The organism is Bradyrhizobium sp. A5, assembly GCF_042076515.1.
In the GTDB taxonomy this organism is placed as follows: domain Bacteria; phylum Pseudomonadota; class Alphaproteobacteria; order Rhizobiales; family Xanthobacteraceae; genus Bradyrhizobium; species Bradyrhizobium cosmicum.
In genome coordinates, this window is the sequence record NZ_CP148990.1 from 3,554,196 (window position 1) to 3,576,442 (window position 22,247).

At 63.0% G+C, this 22,247-nt stretch carries 21 protein-coding genes; 16 read left to right on the forward strand and 5 right to left on the reverse strand.

Features of this window, described 5'->3' with window-relative positions; all coding sequences use genetic code 11:
* The first annotated feature begins 72 nt into the window (after nt 1–72).
* The 8 genes from WHZ77_RS17010 (at nt 73) to ppsA (ending at nt 11,495) form a co-directional block, all read left to right on the forward strand.
* Complete coding sequence (locus WHZ77_RS17010; RefSeq protein ID WP_375308994.1) at nt 73–2,361, forward strand: 4Fe-4S binding protein; 2,289 nt, start codon at nt 73–75, stop codon at nt 2,359–2,361.
* A gap of 23 nt (nt 2,362–2,384) precedes the next feature.
* Nucleotides 2,385–4,334 (forward strand): TAT-dependent nitrous-oxide reductase, encoded by a 1,950-nt coding sequence (gene nosZ, locus WHZ77_RS17015; RefSeq protein ID WP_375308995.1) that lies wholly within the window; start codon nt 2,385–2,387, stop codon nt 4,332–4,334.
* A gap of 31 nt (nt 4,335–4,365) precedes the next feature.
* Nucleotides 4,366–5,706 (forward strand): nitrous oxide reductase family maturation protein NosD, encoded by a 1,341-nt coding sequence (locus WHZ77_RS17020; RefSeq protein WP_375314746.1) that lies wholly within the window; start codon nt 4,366–4,368, stop codon nt 5,704–5,706.
* Complete coding sequence (locus WHZ77_RS17025; RefSeq protein ID WP_375308996.1) at nt 5,703–6,623, forward strand: ABC transporter ATP-binding protein; 921 nt, start codon at nt 5,703–5,705, stop codon at nt 6,621–6,623. The genes WHZ77_RS17020 and WHZ77_RS17025 overlap by 4 nt, the downstream gene beginning before the upstream one ends.
* Nucleotides 6,620–7,447: an ABC transporter permease gene (locus WHZ77_RS17030; RefSeq protein WP_375308997.1), complete on the forward strand. Its 828-nt coding sequence runs from the start codon at nt 6,620–6,622 to the stop codon at nt 7,445–7,447. The genes WHZ77_RS17025 and WHZ77_RS17030 overlap by 4 nt, the downstream gene beginning before the upstream one ends.
* On the forward strand, nt 7,444–8,013 hold the full coding sequence (locus WHZ77_RS17035; RefSeq protein ID WP_375308998.1) for a nitrous oxide reductase accessory protein NosL: 570 nt from the start codon (nt 7,444–7,446) through the stop codon (nt 8,011–8,013). Before WHZ77_RS17030 ends, WHZ77_RS17035 begins: the two co-directional genes overlap by 4 nt.
* A complete protein-coding gene (locus tag WHZ77_RS17040; RefSeq protein WP_375308999.1) occupies nt 8,010–9,005 on the forward strand; it encodes an FAD:protein FMN transferase in 996 nt (331 codons plus the stop codon). The genes WHZ77_RS17035 and WHZ77_RS17040 overlap by 4 nt, the downstream gene beginning before the upstream one ends.
* A gap of 78 nt (nt 9,006–9,083) precedes the next feature.
* Nucleotides 9,084–11,495: a phosphoenolpyruvate synthase gene (ppsA, locus tag WHZ77_RS17045; RefSeq protein ID WP_375309000.1), complete on the forward strand. Its 2,412-nt coding sequence runs from the start codon at nt 9,084–9,086 to the stop codon at nt 11,493–11,495.
* 21 nt (nt 11,496–11,516) lie between these two features.
* Here ppsA and WHZ77_RS17050 read toward each other — a convergent pair whose 3' ends face one another.
* Complete coding sequence (locus WHZ77_RS17050; protein ID WP_375309001.1) at nt 11,517–12,857, reverse strand: agarase; 1,341 nt, start codon at nt 12,855–12,857, stop codon at nt 11,517–11,519.
* Nucleotides 12,858–13,055: 198 nt separating this feature from the next.
* Here WHZ77_RS17050 and WHZ77_RS17055 point away from each other — a divergent pair, with 198 nt between their 5' ends.
* Genes WHZ77_RS17055 through WHZ77_RS17065 form a run of 3 tightly spaced genes read left to right on the forward strand, consistent with a single transcriptional unit; the run spans nt 13,056 to nt 16,121 of the window.
* On the forward strand, nt 13,056–14,021 hold the full coding sequence (locus WHZ77_RS17055; RefSeq protein ID WP_375309002.1) for a 1-phosphofructokinase family hexose kinase: 966 nt from the start codon (nt 13,056–13,058) through the stop codon (nt 14,019–14,021).
* Complete coding sequence (locus WHZ77_RS17060) at nt 14,014–15,129, forward strand: SbmA/BacA-like family transporter (RefSeq protein ID WP_375309003.1); 1,116 nt, start codon at nt 14,014–14,016, stop codon at nt 15,127–15,129. The genes WHZ77_RS17055 and WHZ77_RS17060 overlap by 8 nt, the downstream gene beginning before the upstream one ends.
* Before the next feature lie 26 nt (nt 15,130–15,155).
* Nucleotides 15,156–16,121: a metallophosphoesterase gene (locus WHZ77_RS17065; RefSeq protein WP_375309004.1), complete on the forward strand. Its 966-nt coding sequence runs from the start codon at nt 15,156–15,158 to the stop codon at nt 16,119–16,121.
* Here WHZ77_RS17065 and WHZ77_RS17070 read toward each other — a convergent pair.
* From WHZ77_RS17070 to WHZ77_RS17085, 4 genes are all read right to left on the reverse strand, one after another.
* The gene (locus WHZ77_RS17070) at nt 16,102–16,590 is read right to left on the reverse strand and encodes a CDP-archaeol synthase (RefSeq protein WP_375309005.1); all 489 of its coding nucleotides are present in this window, start codon (nt 16,588–16,590) and stop codon (nt 16,102–16,104) included. The two genes, WHZ77_RS17065 and WHZ77_RS17070, sit on opposite strands and share 20 nt — an antisense overlap.
* Nucleotides 16,591–16,624: 34 nt before the next feature.
* Nucleotides 16,625–17,461: a universal stress protein gene (locus tag WHZ77_RS17075; RefSeq protein WP_375309006.1), complete on the reverse strand. Its 837-nt coding sequence runs from the start codon at nt 17,459–17,461 to the stop codon at nt 16,625–16,627.
* A 110-nt stretch (nt 17,462–17,571) separates the two neighbouring features.
* Nucleotides 17,572–18,375: a universal stress protein gene (locus tag WHZ77_RS17080; protein WP_375309007.1), complete on the reverse strand. Its 804-nt coding sequence runs from the start codon at nt 18,373–18,375 to the stop codon at nt 17,572–17,574.
* Nucleotides 18,376–18,500: 125 nt separating this feature from the next.
* Complete coding sequence (locus WHZ77_RS17085; protein WP_375309008.1) at nt 18,501–19,328, reverse strand: hypothetical protein; 828 nt, start codon at nt 19,326–19,328, stop codon at nt 18,501–18,503.
* Between the two features lie 327 nt (nt 19,329–19,655).
* Between WHZ77_RS17085 and WHZ77_RS17090 the strand changes: the two genes are divergently transcribed.
* From WHZ77_RS17090 to WHZ77_RS17110, 5 genes are all read left to right on the forward strand, one after another.
* A complete protein-coding gene (locus WHZ77_RS17090; RefSeq protein WP_375309009.1) occupies nt 19,656–20,069 on the forward strand; it encodes a BA14K family protein in 414 nt (137 codons plus the stop codon).
* Between the two features lie 53 nt (nt 20,070–20,122).
* On the forward strand, nt 20,123–20,521 hold the full coding sequence (locus WHZ77_RS17095; RefSeq protein WP_375309010.1) for a hypothetical protein: 399 nt from the start codon (nt 20,123–20,125) through the stop codon (nt 20,519–20,521).
* Nucleotides 20,522–21,073: 552 nt separating this feature from the next.
* Nucleotides 21,074–21,274, forward strand: a complete 201-nt coding sequence (locus WHZ77_RS17100; RefSeq protein ID WP_375309011.1) for a CsbD family protein — start codon at nt 21,074–21,076, stop codon at nt 21,272–21,274.
* Between the two features lie 530 nt (nt 21,275–21,804).
* Nucleotides 21,805–21,969, forward strand: coding sequence for a DUF3309 family protein (locus WHZ77_RS17105; protein ID WP_166056303.1), 165 nt, complete (start codon nt 21,805–21,807; stop codon nt 21,967–21,969).
* A 101-nt stretch (nt 21,970–22,070) separates the two neighbouring features.
* A complete protein-coding gene (locus WHZ77_RS17110) occupies nt 22,071–22,217 on the forward strand; it encodes a hypothetical protein (protein ID WP_375309012.1) in 147 nt (48 codons plus the stop codon).
* Nucleotides 22,218–22,247 lie beyond the last annotated feature (30 nt).

The window sequence follows — 22,247 nt, forward strand, 5'->3', positions numbered from 1 at the left end:
ACGACAAATCATCGACTAAGATGGATCGGCACCCGCGGCGCACTTGGCCGTGCAGTTCGCATTTGAGGTGACATGTTGAAGCGGGCGAACGACGCCAGGAACTTGGCAACGCTTGCAGCGGTCACGCTGGCCAGCCTGATGTTGTTGTGTCTGGCGTACATCTCGCCCGCACACGCTGCCGGTGACTTGCAGACATATCTGCCGAAGATCTCGCCCGCGGAGTTTTTCCCGGGGGCGGATCGTTTCGGCCCGCCGCAGGGCGATCCACCCATCATGCCGGTCTACCGCGGCGACCAGCTCCAGGGGTTTGTCTTTCTCAACTCCGATTTCGCGAACGCGGTCGGCTACTCGGGCAAGCCGATCCACATGTTGGCGGGCATCGACCCGAACGGCGTCATCACCGGTGTGAAGCTCGTCGACCACAAGGAGCCGATCGTGCTGGTCGGCATTCCGGAAGCGCGCATCGTTGCCGCCATGAATGCGCTGATCGGCAAGGACATGAAACCGGTGGCGCGTGGCGCCGAGAGCCCGCCGCAGATCGACATCGTGAGCGGCGCCACCGTCACGGTGCTGGTGATGAGCGACAGCGTCGTCCGCGCGGCATCCAAGCTCATCCGGAGCGGTCGTGTCGGTGGCGGAGACGGCGCGCCGGCTGCCGCGGCCCTGCCCCCGGTCATCAAGACTCTCGATCTCGAACAGAGCGAAATTCGCGACTGGGAGAGCCTCGTCGGCGACGGCTCACTGCGCCGGCTTCATCTCGGCATCGGCGACGTCAATGAAGCCTTTGCAAAGTCCGGCAACGCTGCGGCGAGTCAGTATCCCGAACCAGGCGACGCAAGCGACGACTTCATCGATCTCTATGCGGCGCTCGTGACGGCGCCGACGGTCGGGCGCAGCCTGCTCGGAGAGGACGGCTATCGACGGCTGAAGGACGTCCTGAAGCCCGGGCAGCAAGCGATCGTCGTCGCCGGCAACGGCCCCTACTCTTTCAAGGGGTCGGCCTATGTCCGCGGGGGCATCTTCGATCGCATCGAGATTTTGCAGGAAGGCAACAGCACCCGCTTTCGCGACCGCAACCATACGCGTCTTGGTGCGCTGGCAGCTGCCGGTGCGCCGGAGTTCAGGGAGATCGGCCTGTTCGTCACGCCTCCCGAGTTCACGCTGGACCCGACGCAGCCATGGCAGCTTCAGCTGCTGGTGCAGCGCAGCCTCGGCGGACGCGACAAGGCATTCCTGACCTTCGACCTCAACTACACCCTGCCCGACCGCTACATACGCCGTGAGCAGCGCGCGGTGACGGTGCCAGCGAACGCCGCGGCCCCGGCATCGTCGGCGCCCGTTGCCACCGCCCCGCCGCCGGAGGTAGATGAGCCGCTCTGGATGCGGATCTGGCGATCGAGCACGGTCTCGATCGGCATTACCGGCTTTATGCTGGCCGCCCTCACCGGCATCTTCTTCTTCCAGAATCTGCTCGTGCGCCGCCCGGTGCTCTACACATGGGTTCGGCGAGGTTACCTCGCCTTCGTTCTGGTCTGGCTCGGCTGGTACGCTAACGCGCAACTCTCCGTGGTCAACGTCGTCACTTTCACCAATGCGCTGGTGACCGGATTCCACTGGGAGTACTTTCTCGCCGCGCCGCTGATCTTCATCCTATGGGCTGCGACGGCGGGGGGCCTGCTGTTCTGGGGACGCGGGCCGTTCTGCGGCTGGCTATGTCCTTTCGGCGCGCTGCAGGAGCTCACCAACACGGTGGCAAAGTGGCTGAAGGTGCCGCAGATCACCGTGCCCTGGGGGCTGCATGAGCGGCTCTGGCCGGTCAAATACGTCATCTTCCTGGGGCTGTTCGGCCTGTCGCTCTACTCCGTCGATATGGCCGAGCGGTTCGCGGAGATCGAGCCGTTCAAGACCGCGATCATCCTGAAGTTCGCGCGGCAGTGGCCGTTCGTCCTCTATGCGGTGGCGTTGCTCGTCATCGGCCTCTTCATCGAGCGCTTCTTCTGCCGCTACCTCTGCCCGCTCGGCGCGGCGCTTGCGATTCCGGGCCGCATCAGGACGTTCGAATGGCTCCGCCGCTGGGAGGAATGCGGATCGCCTTGCCAACGCTGCGCCAAGGAATGCCCGGTGCAGTCGATCCATCCCGAAGGTCATATCAACGTCAATGAGTGCATCTACTGCATGCACTGCCAGGAGCTCTATTACGACGATCACCGCTGCCCGCACATGATCCAGGTGCGGCTGAAGCGGGAGAAGCGCGAGGCATTGTCATCGCCTTCGATGCGCACCGGCGGCAAGGGTCCCGCGACCGTCATCACCGCCGGCGGCAAGCCTGTCGTCGCTTCCCCCGTTCCACCTGCAACCTGAAACCGAAAGCCGAGGAGGCAATCATGAGTGATAACGAAAGAGCAAAGGGCGTCAGTCGACGAACCGTGCTGGGAACGACTGCAGCCGCGGCGGGCGTGGGCCTTGCTGGTGGAGCGGCAATGAAGGATGGCGGCGGGTTCGTGTCGACGGCCGATGCCCAGACGAAGACGGCAGCACCGAAGGCGCCGCCGGCACGACCGGCGGTACAGAAGGCCGAAGTGGCGCCCGGCGAGCTCGACGAATACTACGTGTTCTTCTCGAGCGGCCAGTCCGGCGAGATGCGGATCGTCGGCCTCCCCTCGATGCGTGAACTGATGCGTGTTCCGGTGTTCAACCGCTGCAGCGCGACCGGCTGGGGCCAGACCAATGAAAGCCTCAAGGTTCTGACTGAGGGACTGCAGCCCATGACCCGCGAATTCCTCAAGGACCGCGGCGGCACCTACCTGAACGGCGACCTCCACCACCCGCACATCTCGTTCACGGACGGCACCTATGACGGGCGCTACGCCTTCATGAACGACAAGGCCAACAGCCGCGTTGCCCGCGTGCGGCTCGACGTCATGAAGTGCGACAAGATCATCGAACTGCCGAACCAGCATACGGTCCACGGCTTGAGAGTGCAGAAATATCCGCGCACCGGTTATGTTTTCGCCAATGGCGAGGATGGGGTACCCCTGCCCAACGACGGCAAGATTCTCGACGATCCCAAACAGTATCGTTCCATGCTCAGCGCGGTCGACGGCGACACGATGAAGGTGGCCTGGCAGGTTATCGTCAGCGGGAATCTCGACAATGTCGACGCCGACTACCAGGGCAAGTACGCGTTCGCGACCTGCTACAACGCCGAAGAAGGCGTCACGCTGGCGGAGATGACCGCCAACGAGCAGGACTGGGTCGTCATCTTCAACCTCAAGCGGATCGAGGAGGCCGTGAAGAAGGGCGACTTCAAGGAAATGAACGGCGTGCCCGTGATCGACGGTCGCAAGGGCTCGGCCTACACCCGCTACGTTCCTGTCTCGAACAATCCTCACGGGATGAATACGGCTCCGGACGGGATTCATATCGTGGCGGCCGGGAAGCTCTCGCCCACCGTGACCGTGATGGACGTGCGCCTGTTCGACCAGTTGTTCGATGACAAGATCAAACCGCGCGACGTCGTCGTCGCGGAGCCCGAGGTTGGCCTCGGCCCGCTGCATACCGCTTACGACGGCAAGGGGAACGCCTACACGACCCTGTTCCTCGACAGTCAGGTCTGCAAGTGGAACATCGATCTCGCCAAGCGGGCCTTCAAGGGTGAGAAGGTCAATCCCATCCTCCAGAAGCTCGACGTCCATTATCAGCCCGGCCACAACCATACTTCGATGGGCCAGACCAAGGAGGCCGACGGGAAATGGCTGATCTCGCTGAACAAGTTCTCGAAAGACCGCTTCCTGAACGTCGGACCGCTGAAGCCGGAGAACGATCAGCTGATCGACATTTCGGGCGATCAGATGAAGTTGGTGCATGACGGCCCGAGCTTCGCCGAACCGCATGACGCGACCATCGTCCACCGTTCCAAGATCAACCCGATCTCGATCTGGGACCGCGCGGATCCGATGTTCGCGGATGCGGTCAAGCAGGCCAAGGCGGACGGCATCAATCTCGAGGCGGATTCGAAGGTCATTCGCGACGGCAAGAAGGTGCGGGTCTACATGACATCGACCGCACCGGCGTTCGGCCTCGAACAGTTCCAGGTCAAGCAGGGCGACGAAGTCACCGTCTTCGTCACCAATATCGACGCGGTCGAGGACCTGACGCACGGCTTCTGCATCGTCAACTACGGCATCCAGATGGAAGTCGCGCCGATGGCGACCGCGTCCGTTTCGTTCACGGCCAACAAGGCGGGCGTTTACTGGTATTACTGTTCCTGGTTCTGCCACGCCATGCACATGGAGATGAAGGGCCGCATGCTCGTCGAGCCGAAGTCGGTCTGACAGGAGCGACCTTGTGGGCTTATTGTCACGCATGTTTCCGGCGGCGCTGGTCGCCGCCGGGTTGTCTGGCTTCGCCAACGCGGAGACGTTGACGGCTGCGCCTGGCCGTCCGCTGCAGGCGTTGTTGGATGGCGCGCGCGCGGGCGACGTCGTCGAGCTCGCTCCCGGGGAATATCACGGCCCGATCCGGATTGATCGTTCCCTGGAATTGGTCGGCCGGCAGGGAGCGGTGCTCGACGGCGACGGTGCCGACAACGTCATCACGGTCAGTGCCCCCGACGTCACCGTGCGCGGCGTCACCATCCGGGGATCCGGCCGCGATCTGCAGGCGATGAATTCCGGAATCTTCCTGCAAAAGACGGCCGAACGCGCGAAGATCGAGGACAACCGGCTGACGGGAAATCTGTTCGGCGTCTACGTGCATGGCGCCCGGGGCTCCCGGGTCGTCCGCAACGAGATCGAGGGGCTGCGCGGTGGGCGTCTCAGCGAGGCGGGCAACGGCGTCTCGCTCTGGAATGCGCCCGACGTCACCATTGCGGACAACACATTCCGCTACGGCCGCGACGGCATCTTCTCGATCTCCAGCAGCAAGGACCGCTTCCTCAACAACCGTTTCGAGCGTGTCCGCTTCGCGATCCACTACATGTACACCAACGACACGGAAGTCAGCGGAAACGTTTCGATCGGCAACCATGTCGGATACGCGATCATGTATTCGAACCGGCTGGTGATCCGCGGCAACATCTCCGACCATGACCGCGACCACGGATTTCTGTTCAACTACGCAAACTACGCCGACATCGACGGCAACCGGGTCACGGGTGGCCCGCTGAGCGCGACGATGGATGGGATGGAAGACGGCGCGGCCGACGAGCCCGGCATGCTTCCGGAGCCGATGCGAGGGCGCTCGCTTCGCAGCGGCCCCGAGAAATGCGTGTTCATCTACAACACCAATCACAACAAGTTCCGCAACAATTGGTTCGAAGGCTGCGCCATCGGGGTGCACTTCACCGCCGGCTCCGAAGGCAACGAAATCACCGGCAACGCCTTCGTCAACAACGCCAACCAGGTGAAATATGTCGGCACCCGGCACCTGGACTGGTCGACCGGCGGACGCGGCAATTACTGGAGCGACAATCCGGCGTTCGACCTCAACGGCGACGGAATCGCCGACACGGCTTACCGGCCGAACGATCTCATCGACCGCGTGCTGTGGACGGCGCCCGCTGCGAAGGTCCTCATCAACAGCCCCGCCGTCCAGGTGATCCGCTGGGCGCAGGCGCAATTTCCGGCTCTGCTGCCAGGCGGGGTCGTTGACAGCCACCCTCTGATATCCCCGCCCCCGCGCCGCAAGGCCGAGGAGGTCCGATGACGAGGACGGTGCGCATCTGCGACGTCACCAAGGACTATGGCAGCGTCCAGGCCGTCCGTGGCGCTTCGTTCGAGCTCGACCAGGGCGAACTGGTGGCCCTGATCGGCCACAACGGCGCCGGCAAGACCACGCTCATGAAACTGATGCTCGGGCTGATCCGGCCGACCAGCGGCTCGATCGAGGTGCTCGGGGACAATCCCGCCGCCGGCGAATTCGCGGGCCGTCAGCAGCTCGGCTACCTGCCCGAGAATGTCTCCTTCGACGCAGCGCTGACCGCCCGCGAGACGCAGGCCTTCTACGCCAGGCTGAAACGCGAGCCGGTGAGCAAGGCGCTCGATCTGCTCGACAACGTCGGACTGGGACCGGCCAGCCGCCGCCGCGTCGGCACCTACTCGAAGGGCATGCGCCAGCGCCTGGGACTTGCGCAGGCATTGATCGGGCATCCGCGTGTGCTGCTGCTGGATGAGCCGACCACCGGGCTTGACCCGGAGCTGCGCCAGACCTTCTACGACGTCATCCAGCGGCTCGCCGCCGGCGGCACGACCGTGCTGCTGTCGTCACACGCGCTCACCGAGCTCGAGGAGCGCGCCGGCCGGGTCATCATCATGAACCGCGGCATCAAGGTCGCGGACGGATCGATCGAGGAGCTGCGCCGCCTCGCCCGGTTGCCCACCAGGATCCGTCTCAAGGTTTCCGGCCTCGCGCCGAGCGAGCTGCCGGGGTGGGCGCCGAAGGATGCGACCTGCCGCCGCCTGAACGGCCACATCGTCGAGATCGACGCCGCGCCGGAGCGGAAGATCGAGCTTCTGCACCGCGCCACGGCCTCGGGCAATTCCGTGGAGGACGTCGATGTGGTCCCGCCGACCCTCGACGAGCTTTACGCTCACTTCCTCCGGCAATCGGAGCAGGCGTCATGAATGTCCTGATCATCGCGGCCAAGGAAATCCACCAGGCCATCCGCAATCGCTGGGTGCTGGCGGCAACGCTCCTGCTCGCCGGGCTCGCCCTGTCACTGAGCTTTCTCGGCAGCGCGCCAACCGGCAACGTCGGCGTTCGCACGCTCGACGTGGTCATCGTGAGCCTGTCGAGCCTGACGATCTTTCTCGTTCCGCTGATCGCCCTTCTGATTTCCCACGACGCCATCGTCGGCGAGATGGAGCGCGGGACGATGCTGTTGCTGCTCAGCTATCCGGTCGCGCGATGGCAGGTGCTGCTCGGCAAGTTCCTGGGCCATCTCGCCGTTCTCGCCTTCGCAACCTGCCTCGGCTATGGGCTTGCCGTGGGAGCGTTGGCGGCGACGGGCAGCCAGATCGATGCCGATAGTCTTCTGGCCTTCGTGGCCATGATCGGCTCCTCCGTGCTGCTGGGCGCGACCTTCGTGGCGATCGGATACCTGGTCAGCGCGCTCGTGCGCGACCGCGGAACGGCAGCCGGTATCTGCATTGGATTGTGGCTGTTTCTGGTGCTGATCTACGACATGGCACTCCTCGGCGTGCTTGCGCTCGACCAGGGGCGCAACATCTCGGCGACCGCGCTCAACGCCCTGCTCCTCTCGAATCCGACGGACAGCTACCGGCTGATCAACCTGACCGGGTTCGCCAATGTCAGCACATTCGCCGGCATGGCCGGCCTCGCGCAAACCACGTCGCTGACGGTGCCTGTCCTTCTGACCGCCCTGCTCTGCTGGACCCTGGTTCCGCTCGGACTCGCCGCGCTCGCTTTCTCCCGGAGAGAGCTATGAGACGATGGACCATAGCCTGTGCCCTGTTGCTGCCGCTCGCACTCGCGGGCTGCAACGAGAAGCAGGTCGCGAAGATCCCGCCGCCGCATCGGATGACCGCGGAGGACATCGGCCACTATTGCGGCATGAACGTGCTCGAGCACCCCGGACCGAAGGGCCAGATCTTCGTCGCAAGCCTGATGGAGCCGGTCTGGTTCTCGTCCGCGCGCGACACGCTCGCTTTCACCCAATTGCCGGACGAGCCGAAGGATATCCTGGCGATCTACGTCTCTGACATGGCGAAGGCGCCGAGTTGGGACAAGCCGGGCTCCGACAACTGGGTCGAGGCGCGCAAGGCGCTGTTCGTGATTGAAAGCCGGGTCAAGAGCGGCATGGGCGGGGACGAAGCCGTTCCGTTCTCGGACCGGGCGGCAGCCGAGAAGTTCGCGGGCGAAAACGGCGGCCGGATCGTCGGCTTCGGCGATGTGCCCCGGGACTATGTCCTGACGTCCGCCAATATCAACAGCGGCGCGGCGTCCGAAGCGACCGGCGGGTCGTCGAGCGATCGATCAGGGAGATCACCATGACGCCAACGCCGACGCGCCGACGATTCATCCGGATCAGCGCCGCAGCCGCGGGCATTGGCCTGCTGACCACCAACCGCCTTGCTCGCGCCGACGTCGCGCCGACCGTCTGGCGGGGCACGATGCTGGGGGCGGTCGCGACGATGGAGATTCACGGGGAAGACCGTAGCCGAGCGGAGCGGCTGATAGCGCTCGCTTGTGCCGAGGCGCGCCGGCTCGAGCGGCTGTTCAGCCTCTACCTGAACGAGTCTGCCTTGGTCGAACTGAATCGCACCGGCATTCTGGTCGATCCCGCCGCCGAGATGGTCGATCTGCTATCGACCTCGCAACACTACTCCAGGCTGACAGGCGGCCGGTTCGATGTCACGGTGCAGCCGTTGTGGGACCTCTATGCCAGCCATTTCGCGCGAGATGACGCGGACCCCGCCGGCCCGGCGGCGGAGCAGGTCCATGCTGCGCTCGCGCGCGTCGGCAGCGGCCGTCTGACGGTCAGTCGCGATCGTATCGTGATGCCCCGCGGCATGGCCGTTACTCTGAACGGGATCGCGCAAGGCTATGTCACGGACAAGGTGGTGGACTTGCTGCGGGCTCACGGCATCTCCCACAGCCTGGTCGACATGGGCGAACCCCGGGCCATCGGGGCGCGTCCGGACGGACGACCATGGGAAGTCGGCATCGCCGATCCGGACGTCGCAGGCCAGATGAAGGCAACGCTGCCGATCGTCGATCGCGCCGTGTCCACCTCGGGCAGCTACGGCTTCCAGTTCGACGCCCGGGCGCGCTTCAACCATTTGTTCGATCCCCGAACGGGCGGATGTGCCCTCCGCTATCACAGCGTGACGACCGTATCCCGCAGCGCCACCGCGGCGGATGCCTTGTCGACGGCCTTCAGCCTGATGCCGGAGGACGAGATTCGGTCGTTGCTGCCGCGTGCCGACATCGACCGCGTCCATCTCATCGATGATGCCGGCCGGTCCGTCGAATTTTCGGCGTAGCGCCGCAACCGCGTTCGGTTTGTTGCAGGCCTTGACCTGCCTCAAGCGTGGAAGGCCAGCACGTGATTTGCTGCCTCCATGTCGAAATACATCAAATCTTTCCTTGAACTCGGCTTGGCCGACGTCAATCTGGTGGGCGGCAAGACCGCTTCGCTGGGCGAATTGTACTCCGCCCTCGCGTCACAGGGGATTGCCGTCCCCAACGGCTTTGCGATCACGGCCGACGCCTATCGCGACGCGCTGTCGCGGGGCAACGTCGCGGACGAACTGCACAAGCTGATCGACGGGATCGACAAGAGCAACATCAGGCAACTCGCCAGCAAGGCCGCCAAGGCCCGCAAGATCATCTACGGGGCGATGGACACCCCCCTCCTTCGCGAGCAGGTCGTGGAGGCGTATCGGCAGCTCGAACGCGAGGCCGGGACCGGGGTTGCTGTCGCGGTGCGCAGCTCGGCGACCGCCGAGGATCTGCCGACGGCGAGCTTTGCAGGCCAGCACGAGAGCTTTCTCAATGTGCGCGGGCCCAAGGATCTGTTCGAAGCGTGTCGGCGCTGCTTTGCGTCCATCTTCACCGATCGCGCGATCTCCTACCGCATCGACAACGGCTTCGATCATTTCAAGGTCGCGCTCTCCGTCGCCGTGATGAAGATGGTCCGTTCCGATCTGGCGGCCAGCGGCGTCGTCTTTACGCTCGATACCGAATCCGGCTTTCGCGACGTGGTGTTCATCACAGGCTGCTACGGCCTCGGCGAGACCATCGTGCAAGGCCAGGTGGATCCGGACGAATTCTACGTCCACAAGCCGACGCTGAGCCAGGGATATCGCCGTGTACTGCGACGCCGGCTCGGCGCCAAGCAGATCCGCATGATTTACGGCAAGCGTGGCGGCGAGCACGCGACGCTCACCCGCAACGTCCCCGAAGCCGAACGCCAGCAGTTCTGTATCTCCGATCCGGAAGTGCTGAGCCTCGCCGAGAGCGCGGTCCTGATCGAAGCCCACTACTCCAGACACGCCGGCGTTGCGATGCCGATGGACATCGAATGGGCCAAGGACGGCGTCGACGGAAAGCTCTACATCATCCAGGCCCGGCCCGAGACGGTTGCCTCGCGGCGTTCGGCGAGTTTCTACGAGACCTACAATCTGAAGGGACGCGGCCCGGTCATCGTCAGCGGCCGTGCAGTGGGGGAGAAGATCTCGTCGGGACGTGCGCGCCGTGTCGCGACCGCGCGCGACCTCGCCGCCTTCAAGCCGGGCGAGATCCTGGTTGCGCCGGCCACCAGCCCCGATTGGGAGCCGGTCATGAAGATCGCGTCCGGCATCATCACCGACAAGGGCGGTCGCACCTGCCATGCAGCGATCGTGGCGCGAGAACTGGGAATCCCCGCCGTTGTGGGCGCCACAGGCGCGACCGAAAAGATCAAGACCGGGACTGAAGTCACGATCTGCTGCGCCGAAGGAGATGTCGGAAGCGTCTATCAGGGATCGGTTGCCTTCGACGTGACGAGGACGCCGGCGAGCGAGCTCAGGCAGCCACGCACGGCCATCATGGTCAATGTCGGAACGCCCGAGATGGCATTCCGGACGGCGATGCAGCCGCAGGCCGGTGTAGGCCTCGCCCGCATGGAGTTCATCATCAGTGAGCATATCGGGGTTCACCCGATGGCCTTGCTCAAGCCGGACAAGGTCAAGTCGGCCAAGGCGCGAGCCGCGATCGCACGTCTGACGCGGGGCTTCAAGAGCCCGAGCGACTTCTTCGTTCAGACACTCGCGGAAGGCGTCGGCACCATCGCCGCGGCCTTCTATCCAAAGCCCGTGATCGTGCGGCTGTCCGACTTCAAGACCAACGAATATGCCAGCCTGGTTGGCGGAGAAGGCTTCGAGCCGAAGGAAGAGAATCCGATGCTGGGATTCCGCGGCGCGTCTCGCTACAGCCACCCCGCCTACGCCGAGGGATTTGCGCTGGAGTGCGCGGCGCTCCGCCTGGTGCGAAAGGAGATGGGTCTTTCCAATCTGCGCATCATGGTGCCGTTCTGCCGAACCGTCGAGGAAGGCCGGCGCGTGATCGCGACGATGGCCGCCAATGGACTGAAGCGCGGCGAAGACGGTCTCGAAATCTATGTCATGTGCGAGATTCCGAACAACGTCATCCAGATCGATGCGTTCTCGGAACTGTTCGACGGCTTCTCGATCGGGTCCAACGACCTCACCCAGCTCACGCTGGGCGTGGACCGGGATTCCGATATCGTGGCCTTTGACTTTGACGAGCGCGATCCGGGAATGCTGGAGATGTTCCGGCTGGCCGTGGTCGGTGCCAAGCGCAACGGTCGCCATGTCGGCATCTGCGGCGAGGCTCCGGCGAATTATCCGGAGATTGCGCGCTATCTGACCGGGCTCGGGATCGACTCGATCAGCGTCAACCCATCCAGCGTGTTTCGTACGATGGCCGTGGTGCTCGATGCCGAAACCAACCCGGCCAAATCAGGCGCCTGACGCTTCGGCTCGTTGCAACGATCAGATGACCGCCGGGACGGCAGCGGCGTGAATGCGCTCGGCTGCGGCATTGACCTTGGTCATCGTCCTGGTCAACTCGTCGTAAACCTCGTCTTCGATGGTCACCGTGCCGAAATTCGAGTCCTCGCCGTCGAAGCGGCCCTCGACCGGCTGGTCGGCATGCTCGAACCAGTGATAGCCGACCACGTTCGGCTTGCTCAGCGCGGCCGACACGTATCGCTCGAAGGCGCGGGCGCGCTCGACCTGTGTGGCCACCCGCGGCCCTCCCCCTCTGCTGTTGGGCAAGCCGGCGTCGTCGCCGCGGAAGGAGAATTCGGAGATCAGGCACGGCTTGCCGGCTGCGGAATACGCATCGATGACCGGGCCGGGATCGAAATCGTAGCAATTGAAGGAGATCACATCGAGGTGGCGGCCGGCTGCGGCAATCACGCCCCTCAGCGGCTGATATCCGAATCGGGAGCCGATCACGAGATGGTTGGGGGCGGCCGCCCTGATCGCCGCGGAGCACAGCTCGAAATATTTGTCGGCGACGACGGCCACGAAGGCATCGCAATCTGCAGAGAACGCCTCGCGCGCGGGATCGGCGAGATTGGCACGGGTCTCGAGCGCGTCGTTCACGGCGCTGGGCCGCATTCTGATAAACGGCGCCACGACATGTTCGATCCTTGCAAGCTCTTCCCATGATCGCGCCGGCGTGCGCCATACGGCGTTGAATTGGGAGAACTCCCTGTAGTGTGCCTGAATCATCGAGATGGCCGCAACCCGGCCCGGACGATGAGACGGCAGGTTCAGGAATAATGTGAGCAGTTCGTCAGTCCCGCGCCAGTCGGGCGACCAGTACAGCTCGTTGTCGATGAAGGTGCCGAGCAAGCCGGGGTCGTTGCGCCAGCCGGCGCAACGCTTGTTGGCGGCGGCGCGGATATGCGACGAAAATTCGGCATCGAAGACGTCCGGAAAAGTCTGATCGCGCCGGTGCAGGCGGAAGGACGCGCCGAGCTCTGAGGTCGGCGCATTCGCCAACAATTGCGACCCCGCACCGGCAACGCGTTCGTCCGACCAACAGGCGACCGTGTTGAAGTTCCAGCTTGCCAGCCGGTCGGCAGCAGCCGCGCGCCAGGTGTGCAGGCTGCCGTACTTGGCCAGGCAGTTCTCGGCGTAGGGCGCGCGATCGGTCTGGCCAATGCGGTCCTGATCGAAGCGGACGGTATTCACACCCTTGGAGAGAAAGCGGCCGCCGTCGGGATCGACGAGCCAGAACACGCCATCGCGCTCGGCAACGCGGAAGAAACCGCTCCCGCTGAGGCCGTCGTCGACGACCCCTCCCCATTTCGTTCTTCGCAAGTGCAGACCCCGGCAGCAGACTAAGGATGATCAATCCATCGCATGGTCCTGCCGTGGCTGCTTGACATATCTCAATACCACCCGGAACCTGCGTGCCTACCAATGCCGGAGGAAATCCCAGGGCGGCCGCGTCACAGCGAGTCTGGTCCGATGGCAGGTTGATCGAGGGCCTTTGCGCACTGATGGAGAACGAAGGCCTTGGCTGAGACACCGCCCGTCCAGATCGTGACGCTGACCATCAACCCGGCTGTCGATATCTCGACTTCGGTCAAGAAGATGCTGCCCTTCACCAAGATGCGCTGCGCGGAAGCTCAGCGCGATCCCGGCGGCGGCGGAATCAACGTCGCCAGGGTTCTGAACCGGCTCGGTGCCGAGGCGACCGCAATCTATCCAGCCGGCGGCGCCACCGGGCAAACCCTTGCGGCATTGGTTGAACGCGAAGCCGTCCGCAGTATCGTGATCCCGACGTCGAACGACACAAGGGAAGATATCACTGTCTTCGACGAGACGACCCGGGAGCAATTTCGGCTGGTCTTTCCAGGCGCCTTGCTCAGTGAATTCGAATGGCAGCAATGCCTCGATGCAATTGCGCGCATCAGTCCGCAGGCTGCATTCGTCATCGCGAGCGGCAGCCTGCCCCCCGGTGTCCCGCCTGATTTCTATGGCAGGGTCGCCCAGGCAGCAAAAGGACCCGCGAAGGTCATCGTGGACACGTCCGGCGCCTCGCTGAAAGCCGCTTTGGATGTGGGCGTTTATCTCATCAAGCCCAACCTTCGGGAGTTTCAGGATCTGGCCGGGATCAGCAGCGCCGATGAGCCTTCGCTCATCCAGGCGGGCCGCCGCCTGTTCGATCGCTATCGTATCGAGATCATCGCTCTGTCCATGGGCCCCAGCGGGGCCCTGCTCCTGACGCGCGACATCGCCTTGCGAGCAAAGGGCTTGCCTATCGAGCTCGTCAGCGTCTCCGGCGCCGGTGACAGCTTCCTGGGGGCGATGGTGTCGCGCCTCGCAGAGGGCGCACCGCTCGAGACCGCCCTGCGTTATGGCGTGGCCGGTGGTTCGGCTGCGCTGCTCAGTCCGGGAACCGGGCTTTGCCTCGGAGCCGACGTTCATCGCCTCGCTTCCAGCGTGAACGTCACAGCCATCGCCGGCGATCATGCCTAGCAACCAGGGATATCAACCGCCGAACGAGCGGCAGCTGCTGTTGCGTTTTTGGAAAGATGCGCGCGGCTTCTGGGCAGGCAAGTCAGCTGCCTGGGCCTGGCTTCTCACCGTGCTGCTCATTGCCACGGTTCTTCTGCAATTGCTGACCCAGTATTCGCTCAACTTCTGGAACCGCGATTTTTTCAACGCGGTCGAACGCAAGGATGGGAAGGAGCTTCTCACCCAGGCCTTGCGATTCATGCCGCTGGTCGCGGCCAGCCTTTCGCTCGCCGTCTTCTCCGTCTGGGGGCGGATGACGCTGCAGCGGAAATGGAGGGCCTGGCTCAGCACCGAGCTCTACCGCTACTGGCTGGAGCGGGATCGCTTCGTGCGACTGAATGCCGTGGCGGGAGACTACCAAGCCCCCGAATATCGGATCGCCGAGGACGGCAGACTGGCAACGGACCTGCCCGTCGACCTCATTCTTGGCCTCATTTCCTCTCTGCTGACGGCGGCCACCTTTACCGGGATCCTCTGGGTGGTTGGCGGCAATCTCGCGATCGAAGCAGCGGGCGTGAGCTTGACCATTCCGGGCTATCTCGTGGTTGCCGTCGCCGCCTATTCGCTCATCGTGGCAGCCATGACGATGCTGATCGGCCGCCAGCTGACGCCCGTCCTGGAGGAGAACAAGCGGGTGGAAGCCCAGCTAAGGGCCATCGGAACGCACTTGCGCGAAAGTGGAGAGAACAGGTTACCCGAGGCGAACGGCGAGGATGGAATTCGTGCGACCGGCGCCGCGCTCAAGGCCGTGATTGCCTCGTGGCTGGCCTATTGCTGGCAACTCGTGCGCCTGACGGTGGTATCTCACACCAATTCATTGCTGACGCCGGTGATCGGCCTGCTGCTCTGCACGCCCAAATACGTTGCCGGTACGATGCTGCTTGGCGAAGTCGTCCAGGCGGCGGCAGCCTTCGTTGCCGTGCAAAGCGCCTGCAACTGGTTTACGGACAACTACCCGAAGCTTGCGGAATGGGCGGCGTCGGCCAACCGCGTTGCATCGCTCCTTCTTGCTCTGGACAAGGTCGATCGATGCCCTGCGGATGACAAGGCCACGGGTTCGCGCAATTGATCGCAGCGAACCGGAAGGCAGATCAGATGGACGACGCATTGGTTTCGAAACTGGAAGAACGCCTGGGGCGGATACATGCCCGGCAGCGGCTTGGAATCGAGACCGATCATGAGGCGCAGATCTTTGGCCAGGGCCTCAACTTCTTTCATATCGAAAACTGGTACTCCGTTCATGCGTTGATACGAGGCATTCTGAAGCTGTCCGGGCTCTATTGGCGCGGGCGCCGAAATGCCGAGCGCGTCGTCGTCAAGCACAACGATGTCGAATGCGCGCATTTGCCGGCCGTGTTCGACGGCTTCACGATCCTTCACATCAGCGATACTCATGTCGATATGAGCCAGCGAGCCATGCGGCGCCTGGTCGAGCTGGTGGCCGGCCTGGACTATGATTTGTGCGTTCTGACCGGCGACTATCGCGGCAAGACGTTCGGAGAGTTCGATGCCGCACTGGAAGGCATGGCCCGGGTCACGGCTCACCTCAAGCAGCCAATTCTCGGCGTGCTCGGCAATCACGACACAATCAGGATGCTGCCGGGCCTGGAGGCGATGGGCATCCGGATGCTTCAAAACGAGTGTGCGACGATCAAACGCGGCGATCAGGAGATATTTGTCGCGGGTATCGACGATGCACACTATTTCAGGGTGGACAACATCGAGAAGGTCGGCTCGCAGGTCCCTGATGGCGCATTCTCGATCCTGCTGTCCCACACACCGGAAATCTATCGACAGGCGGCACATGCCGGCTTTGATCTGCTCTTGAGCGGACACACGCACGGCGGACAGGTCTGCCTTCCGGGATCGATCCCCATCACGCTCGACTCGGTGTTGCCGCGCCGGATGGGCTCCGGCGCCTGGCGCTATCACGACATGGTCGGCTATACGTCGGTGGGCGCAGGGTCCAGCGTCGTGGCCGTACGTTTCAACTGCCCGCCGGAAATCACGTTGCACCGGCTGTGCCGGACCGCAGATCGTCTCAATAGGGCTGATCTCTGATGCGCAACATGTACAGGATGCGGGAGATCGCGAGTTCACCGACGAAGAAGATCCAGACCGCGACGAAGATGTCTGCGTAGCTCAGCGAGAGCGCGTCCCGACAAGCCAACAGCGGGAACAGCGATTCCGGGACCTGGTCCAATCCGATCGCCTGGCTGCTGGAGGGAAGGTTCAGGCGCCGTTTCAAGAAGCTGGAGGACAGATCTCCAGCCATAGCGACGATCGCGACCAGGCTGCCGAGTTCGTAGTGCAGGCCAAGCAAAGCTGCGCCGATTGCAGTTGCGACAACCGATGCAAGGATACCGCGAACGGTCTTCGAGGTGCCGAACACAGGGCGACCGTCGAAGAGCGATGCCCCCGCATCCAGCGGTAACGCGAAGCGAGACCCAAAGACCTTCTTGGCGACGACCGGCGCTCCATTTGCAAGCGTCAGGAGCAAGAGCGCCTGGAGGATTGGCACCACGGACATCGGGCTGGCCGTCGTTTGCGGGTCGCGTTGCTGATCAGTGGGAGAACAGCACCGGAATCGGAGGCCTCGTCAGGATGCTCCGGGTCGCGCCTCCCAGCACGAACTCCCGGAGACGGGAATGACCGTAGGCGCCCATGACCAGGAGATCGGCGCTGCGGGCCGCAATCTGCGCTGCGAGAACGTCGCCGATGGCACGTCCTGCGGCGTCGACCTCCTCGACGACCACCTCGATTCCATGGCGCGACAGGTTCTTGGCGAGTTCGGACGACGAGCGTCGGCTCGGAATGGTCTTCTCGTTGGTGACCGTAAGTACGCAGACCTCGCGAGCCTTCTCCAGGAGCGGGATGGCATCGGAGACCGCACGTGCCGCGGCGCGGCTGAAGTCCCAGGCGACGATGACCCTGTTCAGTTCGACCGGGCGCGCGGCCGGCGCTTCCGGGACGACCAGGGTTGGTCGCCCTGCCCCGAAGATGATCGCTTCAGCATGCCATTGGTCGTAGGATTCCGGCACCGGCACGATGGTGATATCCCGCAGCCGCGCGTATTCCACCAGAAGGTCCGGCACCTCGGATGTCAGACAATTTTCGAGAATGATCTCGTGCAGCACGCCCAATTTCCGGGCGGCCGATTCAAAGGCCGCAAGCAGATCCTGTGCGTTGCTTTTGCTCTTGTGAGCCTCGCTGGCCACGATCGCCCCGAGATTGCCGGCGCCGGACAGGAAGCTGCCGGGAACCTGCACATGGACCTCGCAGGAGATCGCCGTGATGTGGGCGCCAAGGAGTGAAGCCAGCGACACGCCGCGGTCAATCACCGAAACCGGCGTCGGATCGGGATAGCTGGTCAGGGTGAGCAGAATGTCCTTGATGGCCATCGAAGTCTCCAGAATCGCAATTCCTAGCCAGGGAGCCGAGACACGTTCAGCGCCATCGGCCCGCAAGTCGATGCTAGACTGCCAGGCAACCGGCTGGCTCGTGTGACACGCTAGTGCGACATCATCACGCAGACCGGCGCCTCGTTCAGAAGACCGCGAGTCATGCCTCCGAACATCCACTCGCCGAGCCGGCTGTGGCCATAGCCTCCGGTAACGATCAGATCGGCGCCCTCTTCCCTGGTCAAGCGCACGAGCTGGTGGGCATCAGCCTCGGCCATGTGCACGCGCACATCGACCTGGCACTTCACGCCATGGCGCTGCAGATATTTCGCCACATCGCGGACCCGGTGCCGCGCCGTGTCCTGGTCATCGGACGTACAGATCTCGACCACGGTCACCTGCGAAGCTCTCGCAAGGAACGGCAGCGCATCGCGCACGGCCAGTCTCGCCTCTCGCGTGTCTTTCCAGCCGACCAGGATGCGATCGGCACTGAGTGCCGGAACATGATCAGGCACCAGCAGTGTCGGCCGCCCCATTCGCATCATCGCTTCGGCCGGATCGACGAAATGGAATTGATTTAGATTTTGTTGCGCCCGCTTGATCACCACCAGGTCGGCCGATCGCGCTTCGTCGGCCAGAAATGCGGTTGGATAGTCCACGCTGCAGCGCCACTCGACCCGTTCTTTCGGCAGCCCGGCCACGCTGCGAAACCATTGCTCCTTGTCGGCGAGCGTGGATTTGATCCGCTTCAGATCTTCCGCGGTCGTCTCCCGGATGATGACGCCCTCCGCAACGAACGGCGGCTCGACCGCGACGGCGGAAACGCCAATCAGAGTGGCCCCGAACTTGTTTGCAACGTCCCGCGCGACACGGACCTGACCTTCTGCCTGCTGCTCGGGATCGACATAGACCATCACGCTCGCGATCGTCATTGACATTGCTCCGCTTATTGACGCTGCTCCTCTCTGGCACCTCCTGCGCCAGTCCGTTTGACCCAAGTCAAGCAGCCCTGCGTCAGGCTCGCTGATATAAGCCAAAGCTACCGCAGCGGCAGCAGATCCAGCTGGCGCTGCGCCTTCTTGACGGCGACCGCGAACCAGCCCTGGCTTGGCGCTTCCTTGGCGAAGCACTTCGTGTAGGCATCCATGGCCTGATCTTCGCGGACAATGTCGCCGTGTGGGTCCTTCTTGTTGACGGGCCGCGCCATCATCTGCTTCCAGACCTTCTCGCAGGCCGGAATCTCAGCCGTCTTTACCGCGTCGCTTGTGGCGAGGAAGAACACCTTGTCGCCCTGAATTGCGACCACGTCGATTTCCGTCGGCGGCCCCTTCAGATCGCCATTGCCGCGTACGCCGAGCACGGCAACAGCGACACTTGCTGATGCGGGCTTCGTGATCGGAAGCTCGGCGTATTTGGCGAAGGCCGCATCCTGGATCGCGTAGTAATAGAAGCGGTCCGACCTGAATGCCGCGTCGATCTCCTGCGGCATACCGTCCTCGCGGTGCTCGGCAAGCCAGTGCTTGAGCAAATTGGTCGTGGTCACCACGGCTTGCAACTTGTCACCTTCTGTGGCGAAACCGAGCCCGTCGAGATGGCCGAAGCCCGTTTCGTCCTTGAAGCGCGTGTCGACGTTCGACTTGCCGGCGGCCGGCAGGCCCTTGATCGTGACCGGTCCCACGAGGCCGCGCAGCACGCCTGTCAACTCCCCCAGCGCAGCATTGTGCTGTTTGAGGGTCTCGTCATTCTCCGCCGCTTTCGTGAACTTCGCGATGTAGCGATCGCGCAGGTCGAGATAGTGCTGCTCCGGCGTGGCCGCATAAGCGGATGTGGCGAAGGCGAGCAGGCAGAGCAAGGCGAGCGATTTCATGAAATGTCCGCGGACATCGAGCAATTTCCAGTCTTTGTGCCGCTGTCGGGCGGAAAGGTTCATCCGCGAAGGCCGTTCGATCAGCGACATTATTGACCGAAGCAGCACGCATGCTCGCGTTCAGAGCTAGGATAGTGTCCGGTTATCCTTACGTAGCATTGCGCTGCTTTGCGAATGTTTCCGATCAGTAAAACCAAGTTTGTTCAATCGATACGTGCTCACGTTGCGCTGGATCAAGTCACGCAGGCGCTCCCGGATCATTATTGCAACCATGCCGGCTGCGCCGAAGAAAGCTGCGCGGCCGGGAAATGTATTTGGAGAGTTGTCATGAAGTCGTCCAAGACCGTGCTTCTTGCGTTCATCGTCGCTGCCTCACCTTGGTTTGTCGCGCCTCTCGCGGCGGCGCCGGCAACCTCCGCGCTCATGCTGCGCAGCGCGGCGGCACCATCGGTGGAGACGGTGCAATATCGCCGCGGCTGGCGTGGCCACTATCATGGTGGTGCGGGCATTGGAATTGGTGCGGGAATCGCTGGCGCGCTGATCGGCGGGGCAATTATTGGTGCTACGCAGCCTTATGGCTATTACGGCTACCCTCCGGGCTATTATGGTCCGGCCTATGTCGCTCCGGCCCCCTATGTCGGTGGCGACGCGGTTGGCTATTGCGCGCAACGCTTCAGGTCCTACGACCCGTATTCCGGCACCTATCTCGGCTACGACGGCCTGCGCCATCCCTGTCCGTGAGGACGGCAACCTGAGCCTCGGCAGTTTGATATGGCGCGGATCGAGCAGCCTGCTTGCAGCCATTCGAAGCCGCATTCGAAGCTGTCATTGATCCACGTCAATTCGCGCGCAAAAAACAAATCCGCGATAGCCGGAACCCTTGTCCGCCGTCTCCATTCGTTCCTTGTCCGATTCCGGACGAACAAGAATTGGTGGATTTCATGAGAAACACTCTATTGGCGACGGTCGCAGTCCTCGCGTTCGCTTCGCCGTCATTCGCTGCTGAAACGGGCAAGACCGTCGGGCAATCGCCCTCATCGTTCTACCTGGCTCAGGATACTGCGACCATGAAGTGTCAGATCGTCGAGAGCCAGCCTGCAACCGGCAGCAGCATGAAGGTTGTCGGCGTCGCCCACACGACAAAGGCTTCGGCAGAAGCGGCTCTGAAAGCCGACAAGACTTGCACCAAGTAAATCGCTCTTCGTGAGCGGCTACGACAGGGGCAACCATCAGGCCGGCCAGTGACACGAAGTCACTGGCCGCTTGAGACGCGCGAGATTCGAGAGGATACAGCAATGAATATGCAGACAAGGAAGTGCACGATAGCCGCCGCGCTCTTCGGTGCCGCGATGCTCGGTTCGATCCTCCCTTCGGAGGCCGCGCCGACCTCGCCGAGCACGGCTCTCCTGACACAAGCGAAGTCCTCGTCCGGAGTGACAGAGGTCTACTACCGACGCCATTACCGTAGTCGCGGCTATCGCCGTGCTCCCGGCGCCGCAATTGGTCTTGGAATCCTGGGTGCTGCGGCCGGAGCCGCGGCCTATGGGGCCTACGGGCCAGGCTACTATGGGCCGGGCTATGCGCCAGGTTACTACGCGCCAGGTTACTACGGCGGCCCCTCCCCCTATCGCCGTCGATACTACGCCCCGTACTGAGGGCGCGATTGACACTGTTTGGGCATGGCAATCTCTGCAGCGACCGCGACGATGCGGCAGCGTGTTCAATCTTGAGTTTGGAGACACACCATGGACTGGAATCAGATTGAAGGAAATTGGAAGGAGCTCCGCGGCAAGGTCAAGGAGCAATGGGGCAAGCTTACCGACGACGATCTGACCGCGATCGACGGCAAACGCGAGCAGCTGGAAGGGCGGCTTCAGCAACGATATGGCTTTGCGAAGGATAAGGTTCGCAAGGACATCGATAGTTGGTTCTCTTCTCTCAAGTAGTTTGCCGACCGAGGCCGGGGGCTCATGGGCCCCTGGCTGTCCGGACTGTTTGCTGCTCCGACTAACGCTCGCACTTTGCGGCCTTAGCGGACGGCTGACGCGGCGGCAAACTCACCGTCGCGGCGGCAGCCGACGTCGCGAGCCCGCCGCCGAGCGCAGCAAGTATGGCGATGCGATAGCCGACGACCACCACGGCGGCGCCCACGAGTGAGCCCTGGTGACCTTCCAGATCCTGCCTGCTATCACACGCGAACGCTCCGGCTCGTTCATGGGCGTGACGGCGACTGGCTCAAAATCAAGCCGCGTGATGCGTCATCTCCGCCCCGGCGTTGGCTGCAACGGCTCGACAGCCGTCTGCTGACTGTCCACCAAGATGTTGGTGTCGTTTCGAGCGATCTACATCTTTGATTTAAGTCAACAAGGCTTGCTACCTCTCATCACAAGATAAGTTCCGCATCAGGAACTCGCTTGGGACCGCTGGTGTTCGAGACAATACGATCGCGGATAAACTGCAAAGGGGAGATGCTGCAATGTCGATTGGAACTATCATTCTGATCATTCTCGTGATCGCGCTGCTGGGCGGCTTTAGCGGGATCGGCGGCGGTCCGTTTTACGGTACTGGCTACTATGGCGGCGGTGGTCTCGGCTTGGTGATTGTCATTCTGCTGATCCTGCTCTTGCTTGGCAAACTTTGACCAAGCGGTGGCCGGCGAGCAGATGTCGAGTGGCGGTCTTTGACCGGGATGGGTCAGATCGATCCATCAAAGCAAAGCACACGAATTGGGATTCCAGGACGATGTCTCGGAACATGCTTTATCTCGTCATCGGCGGGCTCGCCGTCGTCGCGACGATACTGGGCTATCAAGTCTACCGAGAACGGCAGAAGACCACTGGCGTCGAGATCAGCATCGGCGAACGTGGCATTTCGATCGAGAAGAAATAGCGTAGCTGTTGTGTTGACGCCGCCGGAAGC